The sequence below is a fragment of the Mesorhizobium sp. BR115XR7A genome (assembly GCF_020165315.1).
In the GTDB taxonomy this organism is placed as follows: domain Bacteria; phylum Pseudomonadota; class Alphaproteobacteria; order Rhizobiales; family Rhizobiaceae; genus Mesorhizobium; species Mesorhizobium australicum.
The window spans coordinates 121,254-141,607 of sequence record NZ_JAIUHW010000016.1 but is presented as its reverse complement, the minus strand read 5'-3'; the positions used below and the strand labels follow the sequence as shown (position 1 = coordinate 141,607).

The 20,354-nt window shown below is 64.2% G+C and carries 18 protein-coding genes; 11 read left to right on the top strand and 7 right to left on the bottom strand.

The window, feature by feature from the left end; genetic code table 11:
• Positions 1–33 precede the first annotated feature (33 nt).
• Positions 34–975, top strand: a complete 942-nt coding sequence (locus tag LB557_RS27880; RefSeq protein ID WP_224642934.1) for an alpha/beta hydrolase — start codon at positions 34–36, stop codon at positions 973–975.
• 18 nt (positions 976–993) lie between these two features.
• Here LB557_RS27880 and LB557_RS27875 read toward each other — a convergent pair whose 3' ends face one another.
• Positions 994–1,695, bottom strand: coding sequence for a GntR family transcriptional regulator (locus tag LB557_RS27875; RefSeq protein WP_181173986.1), 702 nt, complete (start codon positions 1,693–1,695; stop codon positions 994–996).
• 215 nt (positions 1,696–1,910) lie between these two features.
• Between LB557_RS27875 and LB557_RS27870 the strand changes: the two genes are divergently transcribed.
• From LB557_RS27870 to LB557_RS27825, 10 genes are all read left to right on the top strand, one after another.
• Positions 1,911–2,951: an ABC transporter substrate-binding protein gene (locus tag LB557_RS27870; RefSeq protein ID WP_224642933.1), complete on the top strand. Its 1,041-nt coding sequence runs from the start codon at positions 1,911–1,913 to the stop codon at positions 2,949–2,951.
• Positions 2,952–3,025: 74 nt separating this feature from the next.
• A complete protein-coding gene (locus LB557_RS27865) occupies positions 3,026–4,111 on the top strand; it encodes an ABC transporter ATP-binding protein (protein ID WP_140620556.1) in 1,086 nt (361 codons plus the stop codon).
• Positions 4,108–5,034, top strand: coding sequence for an ABC transporter permease (locus LB557_RS27860; protein WP_015314612.1), 927 nt, complete (start codon positions 4,108–4,110; stop codon positions 5,032–5,034). Before LB557_RS27865 ends, LB557_RS27860 begins: the two co-directional genes overlap by 4 nt.
• Positions 5,031–5,831: an ABC transporter permease gene (locus LB557_RS27855; protein WP_224642932.1), complete on the top strand. Its 801-nt coding sequence runs from the start codon at positions 5,031–5,033 to the stop codon at positions 5,829–5,831. The genes LB557_RS27860 and LB557_RS27855 overlap by 4 nt, the downstream gene beginning before the upstream one ends.
• Positions 5,832–5,896: 65 nt before the next feature.
• Positions 5,897–7,483 (top strand): gamma-glutamyltransferase, encoded by a 1,587-nt coding sequence (ggt, locus tag LB557_RS27850; RefSeq protein WP_224713135.1) that lies wholly within the window; start codon positions 5,897–5,899, stop codon positions 7,481–7,483.
• A 247-nt stretch (positions 7,484–7,730) separates the two neighbouring features.
• On the top strand, positions 7,731–9,251 hold the full coding sequence (locus tag LB557_RS27845; RefSeq protein ID WP_224642964.1) for an acyl--CoA ligase: 1,521 nt from the start codon (positions 7,731–7,733) through the stop codon (positions 9,249–9,251).
• A gap of 2 nt (positions 9,252–9,253) precedes the next feature.
• Positions 9,254–10,234 (top strand): 2-dehydropantoate 2-reductase, encoded by a 981-nt coding sequence (locus LB557_RS27840; RefSeq protein ID WP_224642930.1) that lies wholly within the window; start codon positions 9,254–9,256, stop codon positions 10,232–10,234.
• Positions 10,235–10,998: 764 nt separating this feature from the next.
• Positions 10,999–11,637, top strand: coding sequence for a hypothetical protein (locus LB557_RS27835; RefSeq protein WP_224642963.1), 639 nt, complete (start codon positions 10,999–11,001; stop codon positions 11,635–11,637).
• Positions 11,634–12,332 (top strand): hypothetical protein, encoded by a 699-nt coding sequence (locus tag LB557_RS27830; RefSeq protein WP_224642929.1) that lies wholly within the window; start codon positions 11,634–11,636, stop codon positions 12,330–12,332. The genes LB557_RS27835 and LB557_RS27830 overlap by 4 nt, the downstream gene beginning before the upstream one ends.
• Positions 12,333–12,471: 139 nt before the next feature.
• The gene (locus tag LB557_RS27825; RefSeq protein WP_224642928.1) at positions 12,472–13,605 is read left to right on the top strand and encodes a glycosyltransferase family 9 protein; all 1,134 of its coding nucleotides are present in this window, start codon (positions 12,472–12,474) and stop codon (positions 13,603–13,605) included.
• 129 nt (positions 13,606–13,734) lie between these two features.
• Here LB557_RS27825 and LB557_RS27820 read toward each other — a convergent pair whose 3' ends face one another.
• The 6 genes from LB557_RS27820 to LB557_RS27795 form a co-directional block, all read right to left on the bottom strand.
• Positions 13,735–14,706: a branched-chain amino acid ABC transporter permease gene (locus LB557_RS27820; protein ID WP_411970581.1), complete on the bottom strand. Its 972-nt coding sequence runs from the start codon at positions 14,704–14,706 to the stop codon at positions 13,735–13,737.
• A 22-nt stretch (positions 14,707–14,728) separates the two neighbouring features.
• The gene (locus tag LB557_RS27815) at positions 14,729–15,616 is read right to left on the bottom strand and encodes a branched-chain amino acid ABC transporter permease (RefSeq protein WP_140619728.1); all 888 of its coding nucleotides are present in this window, start codon (positions 15,614–15,616) and stop codon (positions 14,729–14,731) included.
• Between the two features lie 7 nt (positions 15,617–15,623).
• Positions 15,624–16,334: an ABC transporter ATP-binding protein gene (locus tag LB557_RS27810; protein WP_015314622.1), complete on the bottom strand. Its 711-nt coding sequence runs from the start codon at positions 16,332–16,334 to the stop codon at positions 15,624–15,626.
• Positions 16,327–17,121: an ABC transporter ATP-binding protein gene (locus LB557_RS27805; RefSeq protein ID WP_181172846.1), complete on the bottom strand. Its 795-nt coding sequence runs from the start codon at positions 17,119–17,121 to the stop codon at positions 16,327–16,329. Before LB557_RS27805 ends, LB557_RS27810 begins: the two co-directional genes overlap by 8 nt.
• Entirely contained in the window at positions 17,118–18,326 is a 1,209-nt protein-coding gene (locus tag LB557_RS27800; protein ID WP_140711892.1) for an ABC transporter substrate-binding protein, read from the bottom strand. Before LB557_RS27800 ends, LB557_RS27805 begins: the two co-directional genes overlap by 4 nt.
• 201 nt (positions 18,327–18,527) lie before the next feature.
• Positions 18,528–20,291 (bottom strand): ABC transporter ATP-binding protein, encoded by a 1,764-nt coding sequence (locus LB557_RS27795; RefSeq protein ID WP_224642071.1) that lies wholly within the window; start codon positions 20,289–20,291, stop codon positions 18,528–18,530.
• Between the last annotated feature and the right edge of the window lie 63 nt (positions 20,292–20,354).

Sequence of the window (20,354 nt, the reverse complement as noted above, 5' to 3'; positions counted from 1 at the left end):
CTGGCCTCAACCTCCACATTCGGTCCAAGCAGCATGACCGACTACTGCAAACTCATCGACGCCGAGACCTGGGCTTTCATCGAGCGGACGAACTCCTATTATCCGCCCGACACGATCGATTACACGATCGCGCAGCAGCGCGAGATCTACGATCGCATGTGCCGCGAGTTCTTTGCCGGCTACCCGCAAGGCGTCATGGCCGAGACGACCGCCATCACCACACCTGTCGACAACATACCGATCCGCATCTACCGCAACGCAAAGCCGGACCGTGCCGCCATGGTGCTCTACCTCCATGGCGGGGGCTTCATCCTCGGCGGGCTGGACAGCCATGACGACGTCTGCGCCGAGCTTTGCGGCCGCACCGGTTATGAGGTGGTCTCGGTCGACTACCGGCTGGCGCCGGAGCATCTGCATCCGGCCGCTTTCGACGACGCGATGAGCGCTTTCGAATGGGCCGCCGGGACCTACGACCGCCCGGTCTTGCTGTGCGGCGACAGCGCTGGCGGCAATCTTTGCGCCGCCGTCGCGCACGCGACCCGTGGCCACGCGAAAAAGCCGATCGGCCAGGTGCTGATCTATCCCGGTCTCGGCGGCGATCGCGCGCGCGGCTCCTATGTGACGCATGCCGAAGCGCCGATGCTGACGGTGCGCGACCTTGAATTCTACAAACACGTCCGTACCGGCGGCGTGGACCAGACCGGTGACATCACGCTGTATCCGCTGGCCGATGCCGATTTCGCCAATCTGCCGCCGACCGTGCTGATTACCGCCCAGTGCGACCCGCTGTCATCCGATGGCGAGGCTTATCGCGACCGCATCGTCGCGGCAGGCGGGCGCGCCACCTGGTTCGAGGAGCCCGGCCTGGTGCACGGCTATCTCAGGGCTCGGCATACCGTTGGCCGCGCCCGCGCGAGCTTCACCCGGATCGTCGACGCGGTGGCCACGCTCGGAAGGGGCGGCTTAACCTGGTAGGACGAATGGCTGCCCCGCTCAGGACGCTTTGGCCAGGAAGCTCTGATAATCCGATTTCGCCTGCAGCAGGCGCAGCACGTTCTCGCGCGAACCGCGCACATGCGCGCGGGCCAGCGCGCCGGCGCGGCTGATATCATTTGCGCAGATCGCCTCGACGATCTCGGCGTGTTCGTCGCGGGCGATCTTCCATTCATCGAGCCACAAGAGTTCGGTCCAGACATAGTGCTGGCACTTGTCGAGGATGCCGCACAGCATGCCATGCAGCATGACATTGCCGCTGATCTCGGCAATGACGCGGTGGAGATCGATGCCGACCTCCAGCTCCTGGAATTTTTCCCGCGTCGTGCGGTCGGGAATGGCGGCCAGCCGCTCGCATTCGGCCAGCATGGCGCGCAGCCGCGCCTTGTCCTTCTCGGTCGCGGCGGCCGCCGCCAGTTCGGTCGCATGACCGTCGAGCAGTTCGCGGATGGCGAAGGCCTCGCGGAACATGTTGATGTCGAACTCGGTGACGGCATAGCCCTGGCGCGGCCGGCCGGTGACCAGCCCGTCGCGCTCAAGGCGATTGAAGGCTTCGCGCACGGGGGTGCGGCTGACATTGAGTTTCGCCGCGATGTCGCTTTCGGTGACGCGTGAACCCGGCGGAATCTGGCCGGTCACGATCATCGCCTTGAGCGCGGAATAGACCGAGTCGCGCAGCGTGTTTTTTGGTTCCTTGGCCAAGTTCCGTTTCCAGTTCTCCGGCCGCTTAGCCGGACATCGCCTCGTTTGTAGTCGCAGTCGGCGTAATTTGCCACGCCCCGCGGCGCCGTTCCCGCCGTCCAACCGATCGCGCCCGTCGCAGTTGACAACACCGATCTCTCGGCTACATTCTAAATTGTATACAAAATCGCATGCCAAATCAAAAACAAATGGGAACACCGGTCGGAGAACCGAAAATGAACAGGACCACCAGCCTTAGAACTCTAGCGATAGCCGGGCTCATTGCCTCCGTGGCAGTGCCCGCCGTCGCCGCCGACTCGATCACCGTCGCCTCATGGGGCGGCACCTATCAGGAGGCACAGACCAAGGCCTTCTTCAAGCCGACCGCCGATGCGCTCGGCATCACCATCAAGGAAGACACGACCAACGGCCTCGATGACGTGCGCCTGCAGGTGACCGGCAATGCCGTGAAATGGGACATCACCGAACTCGGCGCCGACGAATGCGCGCGCGGCTCGAAGGAAGGGCTGTTCGAAAAGCTGGATTACGGCATCATCGACAAGAGCGGCATCAACCCCAAGCTGGTGCATGACGACTGGGTCGGCATCTCCTACACCTCCGTCGTGCTGATCTATCGGACGGATGTCTTCGGCGACAAGGGCCCGAAGACATGGGCCGACTTCTGGAACGTGGAAAAGTTTCCGGGACGGCGCGCGCTGAGCAGCAGCCAGGCGACGGAGACGCTGAGCGTCGCAGCACTCGCCTCCGGCCTGCCGATCGACAAGGTCTATCCCGTCGACATCGACGGCGCGCTGAAATCGGTCGACAAGATCCGGGGCCATGTCGACGCCTGGTGGACATCCGGCGCCCAGGCCATGCAACTGGTGAAGGATGGCGAAGTCGACATGGCGAGCATCTGGAACGGCCGCGCCGGCACTTTGAAGAAGGAAGGCGCGCCGGTCAGCTTCTCCTTCGACCAGGGCGTGCTCACCGCCGATTGCATGGTCATCCCCAAGGGCGCCAAGAACAAGGACGCGGCGATGAAGGCGCTGGCCATGTTCGTCAGCCCGCAATTGCAGGCCAACCTGCCGCTCTATGTCGATAACGGGCCGGTGAACGAGAAGGCCTTCGAGACCGGCAAGATCCCGCCGGAGCGGATCAAGGACATCAACTCGGCGCCCGAAAACGTCAAGAAGCAGGTATTGCAGGATGCCGCGTTCTGGCGCGACAACCTCGTCGAGGCGACGGAAAAGTTCAACAACCTGATCCAGCAATAGGCCGGAATCCTGACATTGCGGGACGGCAGCAGCGCCGCCCCGCTCCTTCAGTCTCTGCCTCGGAGATAACGATCTTGTCCATTGCACCATCCGCGCTGCCGATCGGCATGCGCGCGATCGAGAAACGATTTGGCAGCGTGCCGGTGCTGCGCGACCTGAACCTCGATGTCGAGGCCGGCGAGTTCCTGACGCTGCTTGGGCCTTCGGGCTCGGGGAAGACGACGCTGCTGATGATCCTGGCCGGTTTCGTGCGAGCCAATGGCGGATCGATCAAGGTCGGCGGCGACGAGATCATCACCACGCCGCCGCACCGGCGCAATATCGGCATGGTGTTCCAGAACTATGCGCTGTTTCCGCATATGAACGTCTTCCACAACATCGCCTTTCCGCTGAAGCAGCGCGGCGTCGGCGTGACAGAGACGGCGCAGCGGGTGGAGAAGGCGCTGGAGTTGGTGAAGCTGCATGGCCTGGGTGAGCGCCGGGTGGACCAGCTTTCCGGCGGCCAGCGCCAGCGCGTGGCCCTGGCGCGCGCCATCGTCTTCGAGCCGCGCATCGTCTTGATGGACGAACCGCTGTCGGCGCTCGACAAGGGTTTGCGCGAGCATATGCAGATCGAATTGCGTGCGCTTCATCGCCGTCTCGGCATGACCACGGTCTATGTCACGCACGACCAGCGCGAAGCCATCACCATGTCGGACCGTATCGCGGTGATGAACGGTGGCCGCATCGAACAGCTCGACAGGCCCGAAACGCTTTATGCCGCGCCGAAGACGCAATTCGTAGCCGGCTTCATCGGCGAATCGAACTTCATCCCGGTCGAAAGCCGCAATGGCTCGGTCTGGTATGAGGACAGGCTGATCCAGACCGGCGCACCGACGCCGCCGGCCGGTCCGCATCTGATGGTGGTGCGGCCGGAGAAGCTGCGGCTGGTCACGGCATCCGACCCGTCGACCGGCGTCAATGTGCTCGATGCGACGGTCAGCGACATCATCTACCAGGGCGACAGTTTCGTCTGCTATGCCAGCCTGCGCGACGGCCGCCAGCTGACGCTGCGCGACTATTGCCGCAGCGACGTGCTGGCAAGGCTGCCGGCGCCCGGCCAGCCGATCACGCTCGGCCTCGATGCCAAGGACACGATCCTGGTGGCGGCCGAGGGATGAGCGCGCAGTCCGCCTTCCTGACGGAGACCGCCAGTCCGGCGGGGCAGGACCTGAACGCGCAGGCCCTGCGCGCGGATGCGCGGCGCGAGTCATTGCGGCTGCTGGCGCTGCTGGCGCCGAGCCTGTTCCTTGTCTGCGCGATCATCATCGTGCCGATCGGCTGGCTGTTCTGGCTGTCGCTGTTCGACGAGACCGGCGCCTTGAGCGCCGCCAACTATGCGCGTTTCTTCGAGCAGGCCTCCTACATCAGGACCTTCATCACCACTTTCGAGGTCGCCTTCATCGTCACCGGCGCCTGCGTGCTAACAGGCTATCCCCTGGCCTACATGCTGTCGCAGCTGCCGCGCCGGGCCGCGTCGATCTGCCTGATCTTCGTCATCCTGCCGTTCTGGACGTCGGTGCTGGTGCGCACCTATGCCTGGCTGGTGATCCTGCAGCGCAAGGGCCTGATCAACAGCTGGCTGATCGATCTCGGCGTGATCAGCCAGCCGCTGTCGCTGGCCAACAATTTTTCGGGCGTCGTCATCGGCATGACGCACATATTGCTGCCGTTTCTGGTTTTGCCGCTCTATGCCTCGATGAAGACGATCGACACCGACTGCCTGCGCGCCGGCATGAACCTCGGCGCCGGCCCGGCCGCCACCTTCCGGCAGATCTTCTTTCCGCTGTCGGTGCCGGGCCTCGCCTCCGGCGTGGTCATCGTCTTCGTGCTGTGCCTCGGTTTCTTCGTGACGCCGGCGCTGATGGGTGGCGGCAAGGTGGTGATGTGGGCGATGCGCATGGAACAGACCACCAGCCTCTATTCCAACTGGGGCGCCGGTGCGGCACTCGGCGTGGTGCTGCTGGTGGTCACGCTGGCGCTTCTCGGCCTGTTCCAGTGGCTGCTCGGCGCGCGGGCCACCGGCGTATGGAGTTCGCGATGAGTGAAGATATCGGATTGCCGATCTCGCATCGGCAACGGCTGTGGCTCTACGCCTTCGGCGGCCTCGTGCTGTTGTTCCTGATCGCGCCGTCGGTCATCATCGTCATCATGTCGTTCTCGGATTCGACGCTGCTGCAGTTCCCGCCGCGGCAATGGTCGCTGCGCTGGTATGAAAGCTATTTCCAGTCGCTGGAATGGCGCGACGCCACCATCGTGTCGGTGAAGGTCGCGGTCATGACCGCGCTGGTGGCGACGCCGCTCGGCACTGCCGCCGCCTATGCGATCAACCGGGGCACGCTGCGCTTCAACGGCACCATCAACGCGCTGCTGACGGCGTCGCTGATCATCCCGGTGATCCTGGTCGGCATCGGCACCTTCTTCCTCTATGCGCGCATCGGCCTCAACAACACGCTGATCGGCCTGGTCATCGCGCATACGGTGCAGGCGCTGCCGCTGGTGGTGCTGACGGTGCTGTCGGGCCTGCGCTCCTACGACATGAACCAGGAGCGGGTGGCGCGCAGCCTGGGTGCGGGGCGCATCGCCGCCTTCTGGCAAGTGACGATGCCGCAGATCCGCTTCTCGATCGTCTCGGGTGCGCTGTTTGCCTTCATCACCTCCTTCGACGAAGTTGTCGTCTCGCTGTTCATCTCGGGCGGGGAGACCACGACACTGACACGCCGCATGTTCAACGCGCTGCGCGACCAGATCGACCCGACCATCGCCGCCATCTCGACCTGCCTGATCGCGCTGTCTGTCGCGCTGTTGTCACTGGCGCAGATCTTCGGCCGCCGGCATTGATTTCATCGGGCCCATTCGCTTCAAGGACCCATTCGCTTCAAGACACCGGGGGATACCCAGACCAGATGCGTGATTTCCAGTTTCCCGGCCGCTCGCCGGTTCGTGCCACGGAAGCGATTGCCGCGACATCGCATCCGCTTTCGACGCTTGCGGCCATCGAGATGCTGCGCGCCGGCGGCAATGCCATGGATGCCGCCATCTGCGCCGCCGCCGTGCAGGGCGTGGTCGAGCCGCAATCGACGGGGATAGGAGGCGATTGCTTTGTCCTCTACTGCCCCAAGGGACGGAGCGAAGTGCTGGCTTTCAACGGCTCGGGGCGTGCACCGGCGGCCGCGACCGTCGACTGGTATCGCGACAAGGGGTTTAGCGAGCTTCCCAAACAGGGGCCGCATGCGGTGACCGTGCCGGGCGCCATCGACGCCTGGTGCCGGCTGCTGGAGGACCATGGCAGCAAGAGCCTGGCCGAGGTGCTGGCGCCGGCGATCCACTACGCCGAGAACGGCTATGTCGTGCACGACCGCGTCGCCTTCGACTGGGCCGAACCCGAAACCGATCTTTCCGCCGACGAGCATGCCGCGCGCATCTTCCTGCCGGGCGGCATGGCGCCGAAGGCCGGCGACGTGCACAAGCAGCCCGCGTTGGCCGCCACTCTCCGGGTGATCGCCAAACAGGGCCGCGCCGGGTTCTACGAAGGCGCGGTCGCCGACGACATGGTGCGCCGGCTCAAGGAGCTGGGCGGGCTGCACACGGCGGACGATTTCGCCGCGACCAGGGGCGACTATGTGGCGCCGGTGAGCGTCAGCTATGGCGGCCACGAGATCCACCAGATGCCGCCGAACAACCAGGGGCTGACGGCGCTTTTGATGCTGAACGTGCTGTCGGGCTTCAAGCTCGGTGGGCTCGACCCTAACGGCGCCGAGCGCCTGCACCTGGAGATCGAGGCCGGGCGGCTGGCCTATCGCGACCGCGACCGTTTCGTCGGCGACCAGGACCATGTCCCGGTGCCGGTGAGGCAGCTTCTCTCGGCCGCCTATGCCGACCGGCTGCGCGCCGAGATCGACCGCGAGCGCGCCATGACCCATTTGCCCGACGTGCAGCTGCCGGGCAGCGACACGGTCTATATCTCGATCGTCGACCGCGACCGCAACGCGGTCTCCTTCATCAACTCGACCTATTATTCGTTCGGCAGCGGCGTCGTCGGTCCCAAGACCGGCGTCGTGCTGCAGAACCGCGGCTCGAGCTTCCGCCTCGATCCGGCCCACCCCAACGCCATCGCGCCCAGCAAGCGGCCGATGCACACGATCATGCCCGGCATGGCGACCAAAAACGGCCGCGTGGTGATGCCGTTCGGCGTCATGGGCGGCGGCTACCAGCCCTTCGGCCATGTCCATCTTCTGACCAACATGATCGATTTCGGCATGGACCCGCAGCAAGCGCTCGACGCGCCGCGCGTGTTCTACAATGACGGTATGGTGGAGGCGGAGCGCAACGTGCCCGCCGAGGCGGTCGAAGGCCTGCGGCGGCGCGGCCACGCCATCACCGAGCCGCACCATCCGCTCGGCGGCGGCCAGGCGGTGCTGATCGACTGGGAAAAGGGAACGCTGACGGGGGCATCCGATCCGCGCAAGGACGGGATGGCGCTGGGGTATTGAGGAACTACCGGGCGCGGGCGCTGCCCCTCACCCGCCTGCCGGCATCCTCTCCCCGTATAGTGACGGGGAGAGGGGACACTGTCATCGGCAGTTTCGCCAATCGCCCACGCTGAACAGGCGCCGAGACCGAAACTGCCCCTTTCTCCCCGTCCCTATACGGGGAGAAATGCCCGGCAGGGCAATGAGGGGCGGCGCTGACATCAGATGGACTTTCGCAAGCCATAGTCTTGAAACATAGCTGGTGACCATGACCCAAATCCACACAGACCTTTCCCACCGCCTCGTCGCCGGCGCCGACGACGCGCCGGCGATCCTGGCGCCCGACAGGCCGACGCTGACCCATGGCAGGCTGCGCGCGCTGATCGCCACCACCGCCACGCAGCTCCATGCACGCGGCATCGGCCGAGGCGACCGGGTGGCGATCGTGCTGCCCAACGGGCCGGAGATGGCGACGGCCTTCATCGCTGTCGCCGCCACAGCCTCGACGGCGCCGCTCAACCCCGCCTACCGGGCGGACGAGCTCGATTTCTACCTGACCGACATCGGCGCCAAGGCGATCCTGGTCGCCGAGACCGAGACTGGCCCTGCCGTGACTGTGGCCGAGCGCCTCGGCATTGGCGTGCTGCGGCTTGTCGTGCCGCCAGACGCGCCGGCCGGCAGCTTCACCATCGAAGGCGCGGCGGTCGGACCGCAAGCGGCGCCCGCCAAGGCCGGGGACGGCGACATCGCGCTTCTGCTGCACACCTCCGGCACGACGTCACGCCCCAAGCTGGTGCCGCTCAGCCATGCCAATGTCGCGGCCTCCGCCCGCCATATCGGCGCCACGCTCGGCCTGACGGCGGATGACCGCTGCCTCAACATCATGCCGCTGTTCCACATCCATGGGCTGATCGCGGCGGTGCTGTCGTCGCTGGCATCCGGCGGCAGCATCTATTGCACGCCGGGCTTCAACGCGCTGCGCTTCTTCCAGTGGCTGAGCGACGCCGGGCCGAGCTGGTACACGGCGGTGCCGACCATGCACCAGGCGATCCTGGCGCGCGCGGCGCGCAACGCCGAAGCATTGGCGGCGGCACGCCTGCGCTTCATCCGCTCGTCCTCGGCTTCGCTGCCGGCGCAGGTGATGGCCGAACTCGAGGCGACTTTCGGCTGCCCGGTCATCGAATCCTACGGGATGACCGAGGCCGCGCACCAGATGGCGTCGAACCGGCTGCCGCCCGGCCTGCGCAAGCCGGGCAGCGTCGGTGCCGCCGGCGGACCCGAAGTCGCCGTGATGGCGCCGGACGGCCGGCTGATGCAGGCCGGCGAAACGGGCGAGATCGTCATTCGCGGCCCCAATGTCACCTCAGGCTACGAGAAGAACCCGGACGCCAACGCCACGGCCTTCGCGCATGGCTGGTTCCACACCGGCGACCAGGGCGTGCTCGACGATGACGGCTATCTCAGGGTCACCGGCCGGCTGAAGGAGATCATAAACCGCGGCGGCGAGAAGATCTCGCCGCTCGAGGTCGACAATGTGCTGATGGACCACCCGGCGGTGGCGCAGGTCGTCACCTTCGCCATGCCGCATGACAAGCTCGGCGAGGAGGTGGCGGCGGCCGTGGTGCTGCGCGAAGGCATGAGCGCCAGCGAGGGCGATATTCGCGCCCACGCGGCGATGCGGCTCGCCGACTTCAAGGTGCCGCGCAAGGTGCTGATCCTGGAGGAGATCCCCAAGGGCGCGACCGGCAAGCTGCAGCGCATCGGGCTCGCCGCCAAGCTCGGGCTCTGATCATGAAGATCACCATTTTCGGCGCCGGCGCCATCGGCGGCTACCTCGCGGCCAAGCTGGCCATCGCCGGCCGCACCGAGCTGTCGATCGTCGCGCGCGGCGCGCATCTCGACGCGATCAAGGCCAATGGCCTGCGCCTGATCGAGGACGGACAGGAAACGATCGCCCCGGCCAGGGCCGCCGCCAAGGCGGAAGACCTTGGCGAACAGGACTACGTCGTGCTGGCGCTGAAGGCGCATTCCGTCGCGCCCGCGCTCGACCAGATCGCCCCGCTGCTTGGGGACCACACAGCGGTCGTCACCATGCAGAACGGCGTTCCCTGGTGGTATTTCCATAAAACCCTCGGCGCGCTCGAAGGCACGAGGCTGCAGCAGGTCGATCCCGGCGGCACTATCTGGGACCGGCTCGGCCCGCGTCGTGTCATCGGCTCGGTGGTCTACCCCGCCGTCGAGGTCGATGCGCCCGGCCTGATCCGCCATGTCGAAGGAAAACGCTTCTCGCTCGGCGAACCCTCGGGCGAGAAGAGCGAAAGGGTCACGCTCCTGGCCGGCGAGATGGTCAAGGCCGGCTTGCAGGCGCCGGTGCGCGAGGACATACGCGCAGAGATCTGGATAAAACTGTGGGGCAATCTCTCCTTCAACCCGATCTCTGCGCTGACCGGCTCGACGCTGGCCGCCATCGTCGCCGACGAAGGCACCCGCGCACTCGCCCGCGCCATGATGCTGGAAGCGCAGGCGATCGGCGAAAGCCTCGGCGTGCGCTTCCCCATAGACGTCGACCGCCGCATCAAGGGCGCCGGCGACGTCGGCGAGCACAAGACCTCGATGCTGCAGGACCTGGAACGCGGCCGCCCGATGGAGATCGACGCGCTGGTGGGCGCGGTGCAGGAGCTGGGCCGGCTGACGGGCAAGCCGACGCCGGCGATCGATGGGGTGCTGGCGCTGGTGAAGAGGCTGGCGGTGGAGCGGGGGTGTTATGGGTGAATAGGGAAACCGGCATCGGTTAGTGCCTGCCCGTCCCGAATGACCCGAGAGAGACGTCCCTAACTCTACGGTTGGACGGCCGCTTTGCGCCTCATCTCGATTATCGAAGTCAGCTGTGCCGCCGCCGAAAAGCGGACGTTAGTGACGACGCATCAGATGTGACGGGTGCGCCAGGACCGCACCAGCCGTGACCCAACGTGTAATGTCGATTTGTCCTCGGGTTCCCACTCGTAAAGCGCTGCAGGCCAAGGTTCCACAGCCGGTAGACACGATCGAGCTCGGCCAAGCCGCGGCCGGGTTCTGTCAAGATATTTGCGCTCCGACGCGGAGTGGATAGCTGCTTCTGCCGACTTTCTTCCGCAAGGTGGAGAAAAACAGTTGGCGACCTACTTCAGAGGGGTAGGAACAAGCGCGGAACGCTGACTTCAGATTGAAAGGAACGCGCAATGCCGAAGACTACGATTTACCCTTGGTACGCCAAGGACGGGGAAGAGGCCGTGGCCCGCTTCTCCCGAGATCTTTTCCAATAGCGCATTTGGTGCCGATCACCGTGCACGCTCGCCACCGTGACCAAGTGATCCGCTGTACTTCGGTCTTCCGCTTGCAATGCTTCCCTGCTTAATTCGAGGAAATTTGCACAATTATAAGGTTGCGGCATGATACCAATCTACATCGGCTATGATCCACGGGAATCCCGCGTTCTAGACGTAGCGCGATGGAGCGCTTATCGGCGGACAAGCACGCCGTTGCAGATACTACCATTGGTGCTCAAAGACCTTGAAGCCCAAGGAATTATGAAGCGACCGATGGTGGTACGGGATGGTAAGCTCTGGTGCCCGATTTCCGAGGCACCGATGGCGACCGAGTTTGCCATATCGCGCTTTGCCGTTCCGTTTATAAGGCAAGGCGGCTGGGCCATGTTCTGCGATTGTGATGTCCTGTTTCTGAAGGATCCAGCCAAGCTGCTCGATCTAGTTGATCCTTCCTACGCGATTATGGCGGTTAAGCACCAGCAACGCGAATCCGAAGCGGTCAAGATGGACGGACAAATGCAGACGTTCTATCGCCGCAAAAACTGGTCGTCGGTCGTTTTGTGGAATCTAGATCATCCCTCCAACAAACGGCTGACCAGCGAAATGCTCAATACGTGGCCTGGACGTGACCTCCACGCCTTCAAATGGCTTGAGGACCACGAGATCGGGGAATTGCCTCTGGCATGGAACTACCTCGTAGGAGCTTCGGCTTCCGAACTCCATCCCGCCGATGTCTCGCTGGCGCACTACACGCTCGGCGGCCCTTGGTTTGCGGGCTGGTCCGGCACCACGCAATGGGACGAATTGTGGAGGCGAGAAGAGAGCATTCTGCGCGCGTTTGAGGAACATGCCGTTCAGGTTCCCGCATGAAAACTCCGCTTTTGGATTTCTTGCCAATCTTCTCAAAGCCAACTCTTCGGTTGCCCAGGGCCACTGGTCCCGCCTTGGTGATGGGGTCGGCGCCGAATTTTCGCCTCCCGGAGGGACATGGTGTCGATTGGGCACTTGTGACCGTCAATGCTTCCCAGCTTTTGGCGGAAACGTTCGGCCTCCGCCTTCCTGATATCGCAGTCATCCGCCGCGGCATTTTGGTCGGCGCGAGCGAACAGGACTTCTACAAGCGCGATTTGTTAAAGGGACGGCAGGCGAAACATCTGATCGTGCCGGTTTGGCCGGACGTTGAAGACAAGCTGAAAGCTGGTTGTCGCACCTTCAATTATGGTTTCGATACCTTGCAGGCGCTCACCAAATGGCAACTTGCCAACATCGTCTGGCGGCTTAGCGGCAAATATCATGTGTCCCGCGGCTGGCACCGGAAAATCTCCACCGGAGCCTTCGCGATCATGTTGACGCGTTTCGCCGGCTTCGCCCCTGTTGTAGTCAGCGGGTTTTCCCTGTCCCAGGCTGGGCATGGATACGACACCCGAAATGCCTTTCGATATCATGCCGACGAAGATGCGGATTTGCTTCGCCTCGTAGTGAGTAGAGGCGAGCCAATCTACGCGGAGGATAGGGACTTCGCTGCGGAAACTGGATTGCCCTTGTGGCAGGGACAGATGCCATGACGAGTGCTTCTTAGGGAAGCTTGCAACATGGGCTGTCCCGAACGCTATAGCAAAGATGATCTAGCTCCGATGAGATATCCATTTCTCGGAGCTGCGAACCGACCAACGACCAACATTACCCGCCCTCCAGGAGGTTGGTGTGCTGAATATCTCGATGGTTGATCGGCAGACTATCAAGTCCATTCTCGTTATTCAGACGAAGTACATCGGGGACATCATTCTGACTTCGGTGCTCGTGCGAAATCTGCGCCTCGCTTACCCAAACGCTGCGATAGCAATGCTCTGCGCTCCTGGCCTGCGAGACTTCGTAACCAGCCAGAATATCGCGGACGTGGCCATCGGGTTCGACGGTAGAAGTGCTGGTAGAAGTCTGCTTCAGCGGATGAAGGAATATTCAAGCTTGGTCGCTGACCTCCGTCGCCGAAAATTCGATCTCACCATTGATGTAACTGACTCGAAGACGTCAAGGATATTGCACAGGTCAATCGGCGCTCCGCTGCGCGTTGGGTACACCCCCCCGGAAAAACCCCTGAAGTTTTGGGAAGGTCAGCCTGCTAATATATTTGCTAAACCCTTTGGTCATGGAGGCGCGCACTATTTGTACCGATATTTGTCCCCGCTTGAAGCCCTTGGGATAGAATTACGCGAAGTGACGCCGAGGCTTGAACCCACACCGGTTGGGCGAAGCGCGTCTACCCAGGTTCTGGCGCAAAGCAAGCTGGCTGTAAAAGCTTTCGTCGCTGTGCACGCGGGAGCAAGGTTCGAAGGGCGGTGTTGGCAACCTGAACGGTTCGCTGCAATAATCGACGAGGTTTATGCCGCGACGGGCCTGCGGTCACTACTGGTTGGTGGACCTAATGAAGGCTCAACCGCGCAGACAATCTTGGACATGGCAGCGTCACCATTGGCGAGCGTTGTTGGTAAGATCTCGCTTGAGACATTAACTGCTTTGCTTGCGGATGCATTTATCTTTCTGGGAAACGAGAGCGGCCCAATGCACCTGGCTGCGTCAGTCGGAACCCCGGTTGTGGGGCTTTATGGCCTCACGCCACCCGACATCTGGGGACCTCTTGGGGTGCTTCACCGCACGGTTGAGCCGCCGTTGCCTTGCCAGTGCATTGCGCCCGATTTGTGCAAGCCCGGCAATCCGGGCGGCGTGTACTGCGTTCATCGACTACCCTTTGCCAAGGTCGCTCAGGCGACACGAGACCTGATGGATGCAGTGAGGCAGCAGGCGAACGAGACGGCCAATCAAACCGACTCACTCCGGTAGAAACAGCGATGACCGGCCCGCGTGAGACCGTGAAGAAGGCACTGCAGACCTATGTCGACGAGATCGTGCGATCATCAATTCGGTGATAGGCAGGCGGTAAGGATCGCCAGTAGCGATGCAAACCCTAAGTCACCCCTTCCCCACCCGCCCCAGCACCCGCGCATAAACCTCTCCCACGATCCCGCGCCGGAACACCAGCACGCAGACCATGAAGATCAGGCCGGTGGCGATAGTCACGGGGAAACCTGACGTGGCGAGCGTGTTTTCCAGGCCGACGACGAGGCTGGCGCCGATGATCGGGCCGACCATGGTGCCGATGCCGCCGAGCAGCGTCATCAGGATGACCTCGCCCGACATCTGCCAGGTGACGTCGGTGAGGGTGGCGAACTGGAAGACGATCGCCTTGAGCGAGCCGGCGAGCCCGGCCAGCGCCGCCGACATGACGAAGGCGGCGAGCTTATAGCCGGCTACGGAATAGCCGAGCGAAATGGCGCGGTTCTCGTTTTCGCGGATCGAGCGCAGGATCATGCCGAAGGGCGAGTTGACGATGCGCCAGATGGCGAAGATGCCGAGAAGGACCACGACAAGCACGAAATAATAGACGTTCATCGGGGCGTTGAGGTCGAGGACACCGAACAGGACGCCCCGCGGCACGCCCTGGATGCCGTCCTCGCCTTGCGTGAACGGCGCCTGCACGCAAAAGAAGAAGAACATCTGCGACAGCGCCAGCGTGATCATGGCGAAATAGATGCCTTGCCGGCGAATGGCGAAGAAACCCATGACGAGGCCGAGCAGGGCCGCACCCGCCATGCCGAGCAGGATGCCGGCTTCCGGCGGCCAGCCCCAGACCTTGACGGCGTGCGCGGTGAAATAGGCGGCGCCGCCGAAGAAGGTGGCGTGGCCGAAGGACAAGAGGCCGGTGTAGCCGAGCAGGAGATTGAAGGCGCAAGCAAACAGCGCGAAGCACAGCATCTTCATCAGGAAGATCGGGTAGACGAAGAACGGGGCCGCCAGCAGCGCCGCTATGCCGAGCCCGACCAGCACCCATTCGAGCCTTGGCGAGGGTTTGGCCGATGCCTCGCGCAGCGAAAGCCCGGCCATGTCGGATGTCTCTTCCGCCATCTCAGGCGTCCTTTCCGAACAGGCCGGCCGGCCGGACCAAAAGCACGATCGCCATGATGACGAAGACCACCAGGTTGGAGGCCTCGGGGTAAAAAACCTTGGTCAGGCCTTCGGCGAGGCCAAGCATGTAGCCGGTGACGATGGCGCCGAGGATCGAGCCCATGCCGCCGACCACGACGACGGCGAAGACGACGATGATGAGATCCGATCCCATCAGCGGGCTGACCTGGTAGATCGGCGCGGCCAGGATGCCGGCGAGCCCAGCAAGCGCCGAGCCGAGGCCGTAGGTGAGGGTCAAAAGCAACGGCACGTTGACGCCGAAGGCCTGGACGAGGCGGGGATTCTCGGTCGCGGCGCGCAGATAGGAACCGAGCCTGGTCTTCTCGATCAGCGCCCAGGTGCCGAAGCAGACGATCAGCGAGGCGACCACGACCCAGCCGCGATAAATGGGCAGGAACATGAAGCCGAGATTGGTGCCGCCGGCCAGCAGCGGCGGCACGGCGTAGGGGTTTCCCGACACGCCGTAATAGTAGCGGAAGATGCCTTCGAGCACGAGCGCGAGGCCGAAAGTGAAGAGCAGGCCGTAGAGCGGATCGGTGTCGTAGAGCCGCGACAGCGCCAGGCGCTCGACCACGACGCCGAAGATGCCGACAATCAGCGGCGCCAGGACCAGCGCCGGCCAATAGCCGATGCCGAGATGGGTGAGCAGGAGATAGCCAATGAAGGCGCCCAGCATATACTGGGCGCCATGGGCGAAGTTGATGACGCGCAGCAGGCCGAAAATCACGGCCAGACCAAGGCTCAGCATGGCGTAGAAGGAGCCGTTGATCAGCCCGACCAGCAATTGGCCGAGCAATGCCTGGACGGGGATGCCGAAGATCATCGTCATGGCGCCATCATACACCCAGGATTTCGTGGAGCAGCGTCATGCGGTCCGCCAGTTCGCCGGTGGGAAACCCGGCCACGACCTTGCCGTGCTCCATCAGGTAGAAACGGTCGGCGACACGGCTGGCGAAGCGGAAATTCTGCTCGACCAGCAGGATGGTCATGCCGCGCTGCTTCAGCGTCGCCAGCAGCTCGCCGATGCGCTGGACGATGACAGGGGCGAGGCCCTCTGTCGGTTCGTCCAAGAGCAGCATCTTCACCCCGGTCCGCAGCATGCGCGCGATCGCCAGCATCTGCTGTTCGCCGCCCGACAGCCGCGTGCCGGGGCTGTTGCGCCGCTCCTTCAGATTGGGGAACAGATCGAAGATTTCCTCGACGCTCATGCCGCCCGGGGCGACGACCGGCGGCAGCACCAGGTTCTCGTCGACGGTGAGCGTCGAGAAGATGCCGCGTTCCTCCGGCACGAAGCCGATGCCCTGGTGCGCGGTGCGGTGCAGCGGCAGCCGCATCAGGTCGGCGCCGTCGAAGACGACCTTGCCGGTGCGTCGGCGGATCAGGCCCATGATGGCGCGCAGCGTCGTCGTCTTGCCGACGCCGTTGCGGCCGAGCAATGTGACCGTCTCGCCGGCAAACACTTCGAGGTCGACGCCGTGCAGCGCATGGCCCTCGCCATACCAGGCATTGAGGCCGCGGACCGCGAGCAGGGGCGAAGCGCTAGTCATCGGCGGTGCCCATATAGGCCACCTTGACGCGCTCGTCGCGGCTGACCGTGGCGTAGTCGCCGGCCGCGAGCACCTCGCCGCGCTGCATGACGGTTATCCAGTCGCAGAGATCGGCCACCACGGTCAGATTGTGCTCGACCATCAGAACCGCGCGGTCGCCCGCCACCGAGCGGATGAGGGCGGAAACCGTGGCCACGTCCTCATGGCCCATGCCGGCCATCGGCTCGTCGAGCAGCAGCACTTTGGGATCCAACGCCAGCGTCGTGGCGATCTCCAGCACGCGTTTCCTGCCATAGGAAAGATCGCCGGCCAGCCTGTTCGTGGCATCGTCGAGGCCGACGGACCGCAGCAGTTCCATGGCACGCGGCGTCAGCCGGTCGAGCGCCGCCAGCGAGCGCCAGAACTGGATGCCGAGCCCAGCCGGCCGCTGCAGCGCGATGCGTACATTGTCGAGCACGCTGAGATGCGGAAAGATCGCCGAGATCTGGAACGAGCGCACCAGCCCCATCCGCGCCACCTTGGCCGGCGAGGTGCGGGTGATGTCGTGGCCGAGCAGCTCGATCCTGCCGCTGGTCGGCGCCAGGAATTTGGTCAGCAGGTTGAAAACGGTCGTCTTGCCGGCGCCGTTGGGGCCGATCAGCGCATGGATGTTGCCATGGCGGACATCGAGATCGACATTCCTGACGGCGACGAAGCCGGCAAAGTCACGCCGCAGGCCCCGGGCGGAAAGCACCACCCGCGGCTCTTCCGCGTTCAGATCAGGCGGCACCGTGGCCGCGCCGGTCACTGGGCGGCCGTCGCGCAGCCGCTGTCCTTCTCGCTCAGGAACGCCTCCTTGCCGGGAATGGTGGCGAGGTATTTGTAATAGTCCCAATCCTTGCTGCTCTCGCTGGGCGCCTTGACCTGATAGAGATACATGTCGTGGACCATGTTGCCGTCGGCCTGGACCTTGCCGCCGGTGATGACGGCGTCGTCCACCGGCAGCGAATGGAGTTGCTTGGCGACGGCTTCGGTCTCATCGGTGCCGGCCTTGTCGATCGCCTTCAGATACTGCGTCACCGCCGAATAGGTCGCGGCCTGGATCATGTTCGGCATGCGGTTGGTACGCTTGAAGAAGCGCTGCCCGAATTCGCGGCTCTTGTCGTCGCGGTCCCAGTAATAGCCCTCGGTCAGCACGACGCCCTGCGCCGCCTGCAGCCCGAGCCCATGCACCTCGGCCAGCGTGAACAGGAGCGCCGCCAGGCGCTGGCCGCCCTGGACGATGCCGAATTCGGCCGCCTGCTTGATGGAATTGGAGGTGTCGAGGCCGGCATTGGCCAGCCCGATGACCTTGGCGCCCGACGATTGCGCCTGCAGCAGGAAGGACGAATAGTCGGTCGCGCCGAGGGGATAACGCACCTCGCCCAGCACCTTGCCGCCATGGCTCTCGACGAACTTGGCGGTCTGCTCCTTCAGCGAATAGCCGAACGCATAGTCGACGGTGACGAAGAACCAGCTGTCGCCGCCCTGCTGCACCAGCGAGCCGCCGGTGCCCACCGCCTGCGAGTGGGTGTCATAGGCCCAGTGGAAGCCGTAGGGCGAGCACTGCTTGCCGGTGAGGTCGGTGGTCGCCGCACCGGTGACGATGTCGATCTTCTTCTTTTCCTTGGAAATCCCCTGCACGGCGAGCGCGACCGAAGAGGTCGTCAGCTCCATGATGGCGTCGACCTGCTCGGTGTCATACCACTGGCGGGCGATGTTGGAGGCGATATCGGGCTTGTTCTGGTGGTCAGCGCTGATGATCTCGACCGGCGCTCCCTGCACCTTGCCGCCGAAATCCTCGACCGCCATCCTGGCCGCCTCGACCGACCATTTGCCGCCGAAATCGGCATAGACGCCGGATTGATCGTTGAGGATGCCGATCTTGACCTTGCCATCGGAAATCTCGGCGGCCGAGGCGGGGATAGTGGTGGCCGCGAGAAGCGCGGCGGAAACGACATGGCGTAGCTTCATGAGTTTACTTCCTCCCAATGTGGATGAATCCGCCCGCCCCCTACGATCGTCATCCGCAAGCACTATGCAACATTAGGAAAATGAGGCGGAAGGGCAAGGGGCGGCCCCGGATTTCGTGACGGCGAGACCGACCCAGGGCGTGCGACACGACTATGTGAGCTCGACCTGCCGCGGACCGAGCTTGTCTGGGCCCGGATGGCCTCAGCCGTCGGCGGCGACGAGATGGCCGTTGCCGACATCGCTGAGCGCCAATTTCAGCGGCGCCTCGCCGATCCGGCGCGTGGCGCTGGGGATTTCCTGGTCGAGGCGGGCGAAACGGCTTCGGCGACGCGCCGGATCCGGCACCGGCACGGCTTCGATCAGGCGCCTGGTGTAGGGATGGCGGGGGTTGGAAAAAACCTGGTCGCGTGTGCCCATCTCGACGATCTGGCCGAGATACATGACGGCGACACGGTCGGAGATATTCTCGACCACCGCCATGTCGTGCGAGATGAAGAGATAGGCGACGCCGAATTCGCGCTGCAATTCCTTCAGGAGGTCGAGCACGCGCGCCTGCACCGAGACGTCCAGCGCCGAGACGCTTTCGTCGGCGATGATCAGCTTTGGCCTCAGCGCCAGCGCACGCGCGATGCAGACGCGCTGGCGCTGGCCGCCGGAAAATCCGTGCGGGTAAAGCTCCATCTGGTCCGATGACAGGCCGACGCGATCGAACAGCGCGGCGACGCGCTCGCGGCGTTCTTCCTTCGAGGCGATGCCGTGGATCAGCAGCGGCTCGGCGACGAGGTCGCCGACGCGCATGCGCGGGTCGAGCGAAGCATAGGGGTCCTGGAAAATCATCTGCACGTCGCGGCGCACCGCCTTGCGCTCGTCGCGGCCGAGGCCGGACAAATTGCGACCGCCGACGACGATGTCGCCGCTATACGGCACCAGCCCGGCCAGCGCCTTGGCGGTGGTCGACTTGCCGCAGCCGGATTCACCGACCAGCGCCAGCGTTTCGTTGGGCGCGATCGAAAAGCTAACGCCCTCGACGGCGTGAACGCGGCGGGTGACCCGGCCGAAGACGCCGCCGCGCAAGTCGAAGCGGACGTGGAGATCGGTGACCTCGGCGACCTTCGCCGGCGTTGCGGCTTCGGTTTCCCTAGATTTCTGACGGCCGGCGCCGCTGCCGATGCGCGGCACGGCGGCCAGCAGCTCGCGCGTGTATTCGGCTTGCGGGTGGGCGAAAATGTCCGACGTCTTGCCTTCCTCGACCATGCGTCCATGCCGCATGATGATGACGCGATCGGCCATTTCGGCGACAACGCCCATGTCGTGGGTGATCAGGATGACGCTGGTGCCGTGCTTCTGCTGCAGGTCGCGCAGCAGCTCCAGCACCTCGCCCTGCACGGTGACATCGAGCGCGGTGGTCGGCTCGTCGGCGATCAGCACGTCCGGTTCCAGCGCCAGCGCCATGGCGATCATCACCCGCTGGCGCATGCCGCCGGAGAGCTCGTGCGGAAATTGCCTTAGCCGGCTTTCGGCCTCCGAAATGCGCACCGCCTTCAACGCCTCGACGGCGCGCTGGCGGGCCTCGTCCCGCGACAGGCTGGTGTGCGCCTCGATGGATTCGGTGAGCTGGCGACCGATCGACAGCACCGGGTTGAGCGAGGTCATCGGCTCCTGGAAAATCATGGCGATGCGGTCGCCGCGGATATGGCGCATCCGGCGTTCGTCGAGGGCGGTCAGCTCGGTGGCGCCAAGGTGGATGGTGCCGGCGGAGATGCGCGCGGCGGGCTGCGGCAGAAGCTGCATGATGGCCAGCGCGGTCATCGATTTGCCGGAGCCGGATTCGCCGGCGATGCAGAGCGTCTCGCCACGCTTGAGCGTCAGGGACAGGTTGGAGACGACCTCGCGGGAGCCCTCCTCGCCGCGCACGGAGACGCAGAGGTTGGCGATGGTGAGGATGGTTTCGGGAGTTGAGGTCATTGGGGAGGCAGCCCGGAAAGGGATTTACTCCGGCACACCCCCCTCTGCCCTGCCGGGCATCTC

Excerpts from the sequence above, each read along its gene's own strand:
- LB557_RS27880 (WP_224642934.1), top strand. The coding sequence starts at position 34 with ATGACCGACTACTGCAAACTCATCGACGCCGAGACCTGGGCTTTCATC.
- LB557_RS27870 (WP_224642933.1), top strand. The coding sequence starts at position 1,911 with ATGAACAGGACCACCAGCCTTAGAACTCTAGCGATAGCCGGGCTCATT.
- LB557_RS27860 (WP_015314612.1), top strand. The coding sequence starts at position 4,108 with ATGAGCGCGCAGTCCGCCTTCCTGACGGAGACCGCCAGTCCGGCGGGG.
- LB557_RS27855 (WP_224642932.1), top strand. The coding sequence starts at position 5,031 with ATGAGTGAAGATATCGGATTGCCGATCTCGCATCGGCAACGGCTGTGG.
- ggt (WP_224713135.1), top strand. The coding sequence starts at position 5,897 with ATGCGTGATTTCCAGTTTCCCGGCCGCTCGCCGGTTCGTGCCACGGAA.
- LB557_RS27845 (WP_224642964.1), top strand. The coding sequence starts at position 7,731 with ATGACCCAAATCCACACAGACCTTTCCCACCGCCTCGTCGCCGGCGCC.
- LB557_RS27840 (WP_224642930.1), top strand. The coding sequence starts at position 9,254 with ATGAAGATCACCATTTTCGGCGCCGGCGCCATCGGCGGCTACCTCGCG.
- LB557_RS27830 (WP_224642929.1), top strand. The coding sequence starts at position 11,634 with ATGAAAACTCCGCTTTTGGATTTCTTGCCAATCTTCTCAAAGCCAACT.
- LB557_RS27820 (WP_411970581.1), bottom strand. The coding sequence starts at position 14,706 with ATGGCCGGGCTTTCGCTGCGCGAGGCATCGGCCAAACCCTCGCCAAGG.
- LB557_RS27815 (WP_140619728.1), bottom strand. The coding sequence starts at position 15,616 with ATGACGATGATCTTCGGCATCCCCGTCCAGGCATTGCTCGGCCAATTG.
- LB557_RS27810 (WP_015314622.1), bottom strand. The coding sequence starts at position 16,334 with ATGACTAGCGCTTCGCCCCTGCTCGCGGTCCGCGGCCTCAATGCCTGG.
- LB557_RS27800 (WP_140711892.1), bottom strand. The coding sequence starts at position 18,326 with ATGAAGCTACGCCATGTCGTTTCCGCCGCGCTTCTCGCGGCCACCACT.
- LB557_RS27795 (WP_224642071.1), bottom strand. The coding sequence starts at position 20,291 with ATGACCTCAACTCCCGAAACCATCCTCACCATCGCCAACCTCTGCGTC.